The organism is Winogradskyella sp. KYW1333 (assembly GCF_003335675.1).
In the GTDB taxonomy this organism is placed as follows: domain Bacteria; phylum Bacteroidota; class Bacteroidia; order Flavobacteriales; family Flavobacteriaceae; genus Winogradskyella.
This window is the reverse complement of the sequence record NZ_QPHL01000009.1, coordinates 94,404-104,662: the sequence shown is the minus strand read 5'-3', so window position 1 is coordinate 104,662 and position 10,259 is coordinate 94,404. Positions and strand designations below refer to the sequence as shown.

Below are 10,259 nucleotides of genomic sequence, written 5' to 3'. Positions count from 1 at the left end.
GGACGGAACTTTCAACGGCAACAAAATGCCAACATCGGACTATTGGTTCAGGGTTAAACTCCAAGATGGAAGAACCTTTTCAAGTCACTTTACATTGAAGCGATAAAAAATATGTAACTTAGTTATGCCAAACTATCGTACTTGAAACAGATTCAATACATAATGATTTTGCTTTTGTTTGGTGTATCTATCCCTCTATTTGCGCAAGATGTTACACTTTTTCAACAATTTAATGGAAGGTATGATTATACAGCAATTGGAAACACATTAAACGTATTTGAAAATGGCCCAGGAACTCCATGTACCATTCAATCTTCATCGTCTGCAAGCCTAAACTTATTAACAAATCAAAATATTGTAGCAGCTTATTTATATTGGGCTGGCTCTGGTACTGGCGATTTCAATATTTTGTTAAATGGTGAAGCGATAACAGCAGAACGTACCTTCAGTGACGCTTTGGATGAAAACCGAATCTTTTTTGCTGCTTTTGCCAATATTACGGAAGTAATTATTTCACAAGGAAACTCAAATTACACTGTATCAGATTTTGATCTTTCTAGTATAATTTCACCCTATTGTCCTACAGGAACAAATTTCGGTGGGTGGGCAATTACTATCATTTATGAAGACCAAAATTTACCTTTAAATCAGCTAAATGTTTATGATGGTTTACAGAGTGTACCAACCATCCTAAATATAACATTAGACAATCTTAATGTACTAGATAATGAAGACGCAAAAATTGGATTTATTGCATGGGAAGGTGATCGTTCAATAGCGGTTAATGAACAACTCACAATCAATGATAATGTAATTAGCAACTTACCTTTAAATCCGGCTAATAATGCATTCAATGGCACAAATTCTTTTACAGGTGCAACGGACCTCTATAATATGGATATTGATGTTTATAATATCCAAGACAACATTTCTATAGGAGATACTTCTGCATCAATAACCCTTACATCTGGGCAAGATTTTGTTATGATAAATAATATTATCACTGTCCTCAATAGTCAACTACCTGATGCTACATTGATTATAGATGGTAACATAGTACAATGCGGTAATAATAGTGTAGAATTATTTTATACTGTAAATAATTTTAATAGTACGGCGATTCTACCAGCTAATACTCCCATTGCATTTTATCTAGATGGTTTATTAATTGGACAAAGTCAAACAGTAAATGACATTCAAATAAATGAAAGTGAAAGTAACTCTACAATAATAACAATACCTGAAGGAACTGATTCGGATTTAACCATAGTAGGCATTGTTGATGATGATGGCACTATGAATGGCACAATTACCGAAACTAATGAGGACAATAACATCACATTTGAGGATGTTGAATTACTCATTATTCCCGATATAATTGAATTACCTGAGTTAATTGAATGCAATGAAGGCTTTGAAATTTCAACCTTTAACTTATTTGAAGCACTGGAATCATTGGACTATAATGAGGAGGACGTTTCTTTTTTCACTGAATTAGATGATTTAGAAAATCAATCCAATGAAATTCTTATTCCTACCAATTATAATAATGTCTCAGCTCCTGATGTCATCTATGTAAGGCTATCTAGTCCTCCATGTTATGAGGTTTATCAATTCAATTTGAATATCGAAAATTGTCCGCCAACAATACCAAATGGATTTTCACCTAATGACGACAATGCCAATGATTGGTTTAATATACAAGGGCTATATGATATATTTACTGAACATGAACTCTTGATATTTAATAGATATGGTGATCTAATCTTCAAAGGTAATAATGACAAACTATGGTCTGGCGTTGTAAATAAGGGTATAAATGCGAACGGAAATATTGTACCCGTTGGCACCTACTATTATGTTCTCAATTTAAATGACCCAAATTTTGAATCTATTGTAGGTTGGGTCTATGTCAACTATTAAAACGAATAAGAATTTTTAAGATACTTTTTCCTTATTTAAATTATAAAATTGAAATAAACAGACTATTTGGCTAATAATTTCTCCCTATTTAGTGCAATATGTTAACATTTTATGTATTTCGTCGTATTTATTTGTATTTTATCTAGTTTATATCTAATTTTCCGCCTAATTAAAGGTAAAATTAAGTTTGGGACCCAAATTAATCTAATTACACTTTTAGCTTAACCGAAATATATGGACCGCATTAACCGCATTATCCTTATCTTTTTATGTACTATAAGTACAGTAAATTTTGCTCAACAAATAACTGTAGACAATTCTGTTTCACCACAAAGTTTAGTTGAAAATACTCTTATTCAAGGTTGTGTCGAGGTTTCTAATATATCATCTTCAATAAATGGAAGTGTTTCAGGTATAGGAAGCTATGGTTATTTTGAACGGGCCGGATCTTCTTTTCCATTTGAAAATGGCATTGTACTTACAACAGGTAATGCACTTTCCGCAGGAAATGGGCAAAATAATGCAGTACTTAATGAAGGTGATGATGCATGGACAACAGATATGGATCTTGAAACAGCATTAGGTATTACAGGCACATTAAATGCAACTTCAATTGAATTTGATTTTGTTTCAATATCAAATCAAATTCAATTTAATTTTATACTTGCCTCAGAAGAATACTTTGGTAATTTCCCGTGTCAATATTCGGATGGTTTTGCACTTTTGATTAGAGAAGCTGGTAGTGTGAATCCTTACACCAATATTGCATTAGTTCCTGATACATCTACTCCTATAAATACAAATACTGTACATGATCAGATCGTTGGTTTTTGTGATGCCTCAAATGATCAATACTTTGAAGGTTATAATCTTGGAGACACTAACTATAACGGAAGAACAACTGTATTAACCGCAACTGCTTCTATAGAGCCTAATATTCAATATCAGATTAAACTTGTAATTGCAGATCAAACTGATGAAAATTATGACTCTGCAGTTTTTATCGAAGGAAGTAGTTTTAATGCATCTGTTGATTTAGGTGATGATATTGAAACATGTGCTAGTAGTATATTATTAAATGGAGACATTCAAAACTCTCAGGCAACCTATAATTGGTTTTTTAATAATGCGCTTATCCCTGGTGCTAACTCAACAACATTTGAAGCTGTTCAATCAGGTAATTACCGTGTAGAAATTGAAATACCACTTCCAAATGGTGTTTGTATCATTGAAAATGATATCAATATAACATTAAGTAATACGCAGTCTTCTGAGCCAATTTCAAATTATGAAATTTGTGATGACATAAGCAATGATGGGATAGAAACTTTTGATTTAAACACAAAAGATTCTGAAGTTTTTGGATCAGTTCCTGCCGGAAACTACAGCATATCATATTACCTTTCTATTGCTGATGCCGAAAATGGAAATAATGCAATTTCAGGATTAATTCAAAATTCATCAAATCCTCAATCAATTTTTGTGAGGATTGAAGATGTTGATAATGGTTGTCTTGCTTTCTCTGGTTTTAATTTGGTAGTCAATGAATTGCCAAACATAGTTGACCCTACTCCTTTAGATGTTTGTGACGACCAGACTTCAGATGGATATACCACAATTGAATTAAGCATCAAAGACAATGAAATTACGAATGGTCAAAATAATTTAATAGTTACTTATCATAGTAATGCCAATGATGCTTCAAATGGAATTAATCCATTACCTATGCCATACGTTAATACAAATACGAATGAAACAGTTTATGTTAGTGTACAAAATCCTCAAACAGGTTGTTTAAGTACAACTTCTTTAGACATAAGTGTATTAGATAATCCTGTTATTAATACTGACGATCACTACATTGATGCATGCGATCCAGATCATGATGGGTTTTCGGAATTTGACTTAACTACAATAATTCCTGAAGTATTGGAAGGATTGACTGATGTCACTGTTACATTTTATGAAACTTATGATGACGCAATATCTGGAATAAACCCAATAAACAATAGTACTAATTATGATAATATAGATCAAAATGTTCAGATTGTTTTTATTAGAGTAGAAAGCAATGCTAGAGGTTGTGCTTCAATAACTCCAATAGAATTACACACCAATTTATTATTAACCAGAACGAATATTAGAGATTTCTCTCAATGTGATATAGGCAATGATGATTTAGAAGAATTTAATCTTATTAATATTGCAAATGGAATAATTAATGATTTGGAAGGTGTTTCAATTGAATTTTATGAATCTGAGTACGACAGGGATAATTTAATTAATTCTTTAGACCAAACAATACCTTATACACCATCTAATGTTCCACAGACTTTATATTTAAATTTAGAAAATTCAAATTGTCAAGAAATTGCCGAAATATCATTAATATTAGTTGAAGTTCAGGAATTTGATCCTATTGATAATCAAATTGTTTGTGATGAAGACCAAGACGGTTTTACTACAATTGACTTATCTCAATTTGACAATCAAGTAACTCAAGGTCAACCTAATTTTGGTGTAACTTATTACTTATCTCAAAGTGATGCAATATCCAATACTAATCCTTTACCAAACTTTTATACAAATACTGCGAATCCCTTTACGATTTATCCTAGGATTCAATCCTTGGATACGGGATGTCATGATATTAATAATTTCGAAATCACAATATTGGAAGCTCCTGTAACCAGCACTCCATCTTCAATTATTATATGCGATGATGACCAGGACGCATTTTCAATTATTAATTTAACCAATATAATTTCTGAAGTTGTAAGCGACACCAATGACCGAACAATCAGTTTTCATAATAGTCAACAAAATGCGGATAACGGAACAAATTCAATTAGCAATACTGTATCATACAATGCAGAAACAGAATCAATATTTGTAAGAGTTGAAAATACAATTACAGGTTGTCATTCAGTTGAGACGCTGTCAATAATTGTAAATACTCCTCCGGTTTTTAACCCAATTAATAATTATAAGATTTGTGAAGAAAGTAGTGATGGAATAGGCGATTTTATTTTTAATACAAGGGATACAGAAATCCTAAATGGGCAAACCGGTAAACAAGTTTTATATTATCTAAATCAGAATGATGCAGATAATCGTGTTAATGCAATTAACAAAAATTCAATCTATCAAAATACAAGCAACCCACAAACAATTTTTGCTAGAGTAGAAAACCTAACTGATCAAGATTGTTATGGTACTACAAGTTTTATAATCGAGGTAGGAACTAATCCTACTTACAATATACCTACAGATTGGTTTGTATGTGATGACATATCAAATGATGGATCTGAAACTTTCGATTTCTCTATTAAAATCAATGAAATTACTCAAGGTATTCCAGATAATTTAAATGTTACTTTTTATACTACTCAATTTAACGCTGAAAACGGAATAAATCCATTACCAGAACAATTCACAAATACAACTAATCCGCAACAGATTTATGTTCAAATAGATAATGGTACAATTTGTAATTCTATCACATCATTTGAAGTAAATGTGATTCAAGTACCTCAGGTCAGTCCTTCGCAACCTATTGTACAATGTGACGCAGATTATGATGGGTCTACCACTTTTGATTTGACAATTGCTGAATTTGATATACTAGATGTTAGACAAGATAATATTGAAATATCATATTTTAGATCATTAACCGATGTTGAAAATCATACTAATGCAATTGTAGATCCTGAAAATTTCACGAATAATAACAATCCGCAAACTATTTACTTAAAGGTTACGAATACAATCTCAAATTGTTTCGTAGCAGTACCTGTAGAATTAATTGTTTACCTCCCACCTGTAATAAATGATTTTCAGGTATATGACATTTGTGAAAATAACACTAATAGTTTTGATCTAAATGAGATAAACTCTGTTATTACTGATTCTAACTTCAATGTAGAGTTTAGTTACTATTCCAATGCAATTGATGCCGAATCAGAATCAAATCCGCTAGATACAAATTATGTTTATCAATCTAACTTTGATACAATATTTGCTAGAGCTGCATTTACAACAACACATTGTTATGCCATTTATGAGTTTAATTTAAACGTTAACCCTTCACCTACAGTTAATCATCTTAATGACTTGGTTGCATGTGATGATGATTTTGATGGACTATTAGATTTTGACCTCACTCTTCAAAATAACGATATACTTGGTCTACTTAATCCTTCTCAATATACCATAAGTTATTTTAATACCGAAGATGATGCTAATGGTAATACCTCATTTGTGGATACCGATTATATTGCGTTCGACGGTGAAGTAATCTATGTAAGGCTTGAAAATAACAATACAGGGTGTTTTACTATTGATCAATTCTCTGTTGAAATAAATCCTCTACCAGTAATAGATATTCCAGACCAAGTAATTTGTTTGGATGATCTTCCACTAATTGTATCAGCAAATACAAACGTTGGAAATGATCAATATTTATGGTCAACAGGAGAAACCACTCCAGAAATACAGATTGATAATATTGGCACGTATTGGGTAACAGTAACTACTGCCTTTGGTTGTGAAAACACACAAGTTTTTAATGTGTCTGAATCTGAAGCTGCCAATATTGAATTTACTGAAACTGTTGATTTCTCAGACCCTAATAACATTACAATTACCGTAAGTGGTATTGGAGATTATTTATATCAGTTAGATGATTTTGAGCCACAAGAATCGAACATTTTTGAAAATGTTGGGTTAGGTTATCATACCATTACTGTAATAGATCTTAACGGTTGTTCTGAAGTAACCGAAGAAGTTATTGTCATAGATACACCAAAACACATGACACCAAATAACGATGGTGATTTTGACACATGGCATATTGTTGGTATTGAAACATTACCTGGAAGTACAGTTAACATTTTTGACCGCTACGGTAAAGTTCTCAAACAACTAGGATCAAGCACTCCAGGATGGGACGGAACTTATAACGGAAATAAAATGCCTTCAAGTGACTATTGGTATATAGCTGATGTTGTACAAGACGGTGTAACCTTTCAAATTAAAGGACATTTTGCGCTTAGACGATAATTGATTTAGAGTCTTCTTTATCGTAACTTTGCGCTATGCGTTTCACAATTGAATCAGAATTTAAACCAACTGGAGATCAGCCCGAAGCTATTAAACAATTGGCTAATGGAATTAACCAAAATGAAAAATACCAAACATTACTCGGTGTAACAGGTTCTGGTAAAACTTTTACCGTTGCAAATGTTATTGAAGAGGTACAAAGACCTACATTAGTTCTGGCGCACAATAAAACATTGGCAGCACAATTATATTCGGAGTTTAAACAGTTTTTTCCAAATAATGCTGTAGAATACTTTGTTTCTTATTATGACTATTACCAACCCGAAGCATATATTCCTGTTTCCGGTGTTTATATAGAAAAAGATCTTTCTATTAATGAAGAGATCGAGAAAATGAGATTAAGCACTACTTCTTCACTCCTATCTGGACGTAGAGATGTATTGGTTGTTGCTTCTGTATCATGTCTTTATGGCATTGGAAATCCAGTTGAATTTCAAAAAAATGTTATTACTATAAAACGTGATCAGGTCATCTCAAGAACAAAATTACTTCACCAACTTGTACAAAGTTTATATTCTCGTACAGAAGCAGATTTTAAAAATGGAAACTTTAGAATTAAAGGAGATACAGTAGACGTGTTTCCAGGTTATTCTAATAATGCGTTTAGAATTCACTTTTTTGGAGATGAAATAGAAGAAATTGAAGCATTTGATGTTTTAACTAATGAGGTGATTGAGCGTTATGATAGACTAAACATATATCCAGCAAATATGTTTGTAACCTCGCCAGATGTTTTGCAAAATGCGATTATTGAAATTCAAGACGATCTAGTAAAACAGCACGATTATTTTAAAGACATAGGTAAACATCTTGAAGCAAAACGTTTAAAAGAACGTACGGAATTTGATCTAGAAATGATTAGAGAATTAGGGTACTGTTCGGGTATCGAGAATTATTCAAGATACCTAGATGGAAGAGCTCCAGGAACTCGCCCATTTTGCTTATTGGATTATTTTCCTGATGATTATTTAATGGTTGTAGACGAGAGCCATGTTACAATTTCACAAGTGCATGCCATGTATGGTGGAGACAGAAGTCGCAAAGAAAACTTAGTAGAATATGGCTTTAGACTGCCTGCTGCAATGGACAACAGACCATTGAAATTTGAAGAATTTGAAGCATTGCAAAATCAAGTTATTTATGTAAGTGCTACACCTGCTGATTATGAAATGCAAAAGACTGGCGGAGTTTATGTAGAACAGGTAATCAGACCTACAGGACTATTAGATCCTATTATTGAAGTCCGACCAAGTTTAAATCAAATTGATGATTTAATTGAGGAAATACAGAACCGTGTTGATAAAGACGAACGTACTCTGGTAACTACCCTTACAAAACGAATGGCAGAAGAGCTTGTTAAATATTTAACTAGAATATCTATAAGATGTCGCTACATACATAGCGATGTTGACACTTTAGAACGAGTAGAAATAATGCAAGATTTACGAAAAGGATTATTTGATGTCTTAGTTGGTGTTAATCTACTTAGAGAAGGTCTTGATTTACCTGAGGTTTCATTAGTTGCAATTTTAGATGCTGATAAAGAGGGGTTTTTGCGTTCAAATAGATCATTAACACAAACCGTTGGTAGAGCCGCCAGAAATTTAAATGGAATGGCAATTATGTATGCTGATAAAATTACGAATAGCATGCAAAAAACAATTGATGAAACCAATTATAGAAGAGAAAAACAAATTGCCTATAATACTGCGAATAATATCGCTCCTAAGGCATTAAACAAAAGTTTGGATAGTGCTCTTGCCAAAAATTCGGTAAGTACATATAAAACCGAATTAGATTTGAAATTAGCGTCAGAACCAGAAAGTGAATATTTAACTAAGAGTCAGTTAGAAAAAAAAATAAGGGAAAAACGTAGGCTAATGGAACAAGCTGCAAAAGCGCTTGATTTTATGGAGGCAGCGCATTTCAGAGATGAAATTACGGCTTATCAGGAAAAACTTGAAAAATTAAAGATTAAATAAAATCTTAATTATACTGCACCTTAAACAAATCTATTAAAAAGTCTGGTGGTACAATCTTGTTTGGGAAACTATCCATTAAATCCAATACTCTATTAATTGATTCATGGCTTAATCCCATGCGAAGACCAAAATTATGAATCTTTACCAATTGTTTGTTAGAAATTTTATGGTCTAGGTTCATTAATAAAACGAGTCTGTGAAATTGCACGATACGTTCACTATGAGATTTAAGATGAACATAAGTAACAGGATGTTGAAATAAATATTCAAAATCTTCTTTTGAAATATCTAGTTGCCGAGCTATACTTAGCAAAAAGTTATATTCAATAGTCTTTATATTGTCGTCCTTCTGAGCGAATGCAATCATCTCAGAAAGTAGGCTTAATTTTTCAGCTCGGTTAATCATTGTAGAGAGATTATATTAACAGGGTAAAGTTAAGGAGGTAAGAAAATTTGTTGTCGTGGATATAGTGTATCTTGTCGAAAAATTACGTGTACTTAGTCGTGTTTTTTACACGTTCATCATTTTAAATCCTAACTATAGCATGCCATTCAAGCGTTTTTTAATGTTTTTTTCTTTAGTTTTTTTGATGAAAATTAATGGTCAAAGTACTGCTTCTAAACAAGTTATCACCTTTACAATTGAAGCACCTCAACTAGATACTGCTAAAAAAATCTGGTTGTATCTAGCAAAAGATTATGAAAATTCTAAAAAAGCATATCCAGTCATTTACATGCACGATACTCAAAATTTATTTAATATTAAAACTTTATGTTTTGGAGAATGGCGAGTAGATGAATACCTAGATTCATTTACCACCAATAAAAGTACAAGCCTAGGCATAAATCATGTTGGGGAAAAGCGAATTGATGAATTGACACCTTATTCACATGAAAAGTATAGCGGTGGGAAGGGAGACTACTATTTATCGTTTATAAAAAAAATATTGAAACTACATATTCACCAAAATTATAGAATACTTTCACAGCCTAACCATACTAATTTGTTTGATTTATCTCTAGGAGGTTTGATTTCATTTTATGCAGTTATAAAATATCCCGAATCATTTAGTAAAGCAGGTATATTTTCATCGGTATTTTGGACTAACCTAGAAGTTTTTGAACTCGTTGAAAATTTAGATATCTCAAATAACATTATTACAAATTGTGAGCATAATGAAAAGTTTTGGCCCTAACATTTCAGAGAGGCATACCAATCGCTTGATAAAACTA

Annotated in this window: 6 protein-coding genes; 5 read left to right on the top strand and 1 reads right to left on the bottom strand. The window is 32.1% G+C overall.

Annotation, left to right across the window (positions count from 1 at the left end; all coding sequences use genetic code 11):
* The 4 genes from DUZ96_RS13215 to uvrB form a co-directional block, all read left to right on the top strand.
* On the top strand, nt 1-106 hold a 106-nt coding region (locus DUZ96_RS13215), incomplete at its 5' end, for a T9SS type B sorting domain-containing protein (protein ID WP_147267033.1).
* A gap of 35 nt (nt 107-141) precedes the next feature.
* Nucleotides 142-1,923, top strand: coding sequence for a gliding motility-associated C-terminal domain-containing protein (locus DUZ96_RS01165; protein WP_258774283.1), 1,782 nt, complete (start codon nt 142-144; stop codon nt 1,921-1,923).
* 234 nt (nt 1,924-2,157) lie between these two features.
* Entirely contained in the window at nt 2,158-6,984 is a 4,827-nt protein-coding gene (locus DUZ96_RS01160) for a T9SS type B sorting domain-containing protein (protein ID WP_114299588.1), read from the top strand.
* Between the two features lie 35 nt (nt 6,985-7,019).
* A complete protein-coding gene (gene uvrB / locus DUZ96_RS01155; RefSeq protein WP_114299586.1) occupies nt 7,020-9,026 on the top strand; it encodes an excinuclease ABC subunit UvrB in 2,007 nt (668 codons plus the stop codon).
* 4 nt (nt 9,027-9,030) lie between these two features.
* Here uvrB and DUZ96_RS01150 read toward each other — a convergent pair whose 3' ends face one another.
* Complete coding sequence (locus tag DUZ96_RS01150; RefSeq protein WP_114299584.1) at nt 9,031-9,432, bottom strand: TerB family tellurite resistance protein; 402 nt, start codon at nt 9,430-9,432, stop codon at nt 9,031-9,033.
* Between the two features lie 184 nt (nt 9,433-9,616).
* On the opposite strand from DUZ96_RS01150, the gene DUZ96_RS01145 reads away from it, so the two are divergent.
* On the top strand, nt 9,617-10,222 hold the full coding sequence (locus DUZ96_RS01145; RefSeq protein WP_258774282.1) for an alpha/beta hydrolase: 606 nt from the start codon (nt 9,617-9,619) through the stop codon (nt 10,220-10,222).
* The last annotated feature ends 37 nt before the right edge of the window (nt 10,223-10,259 follow it).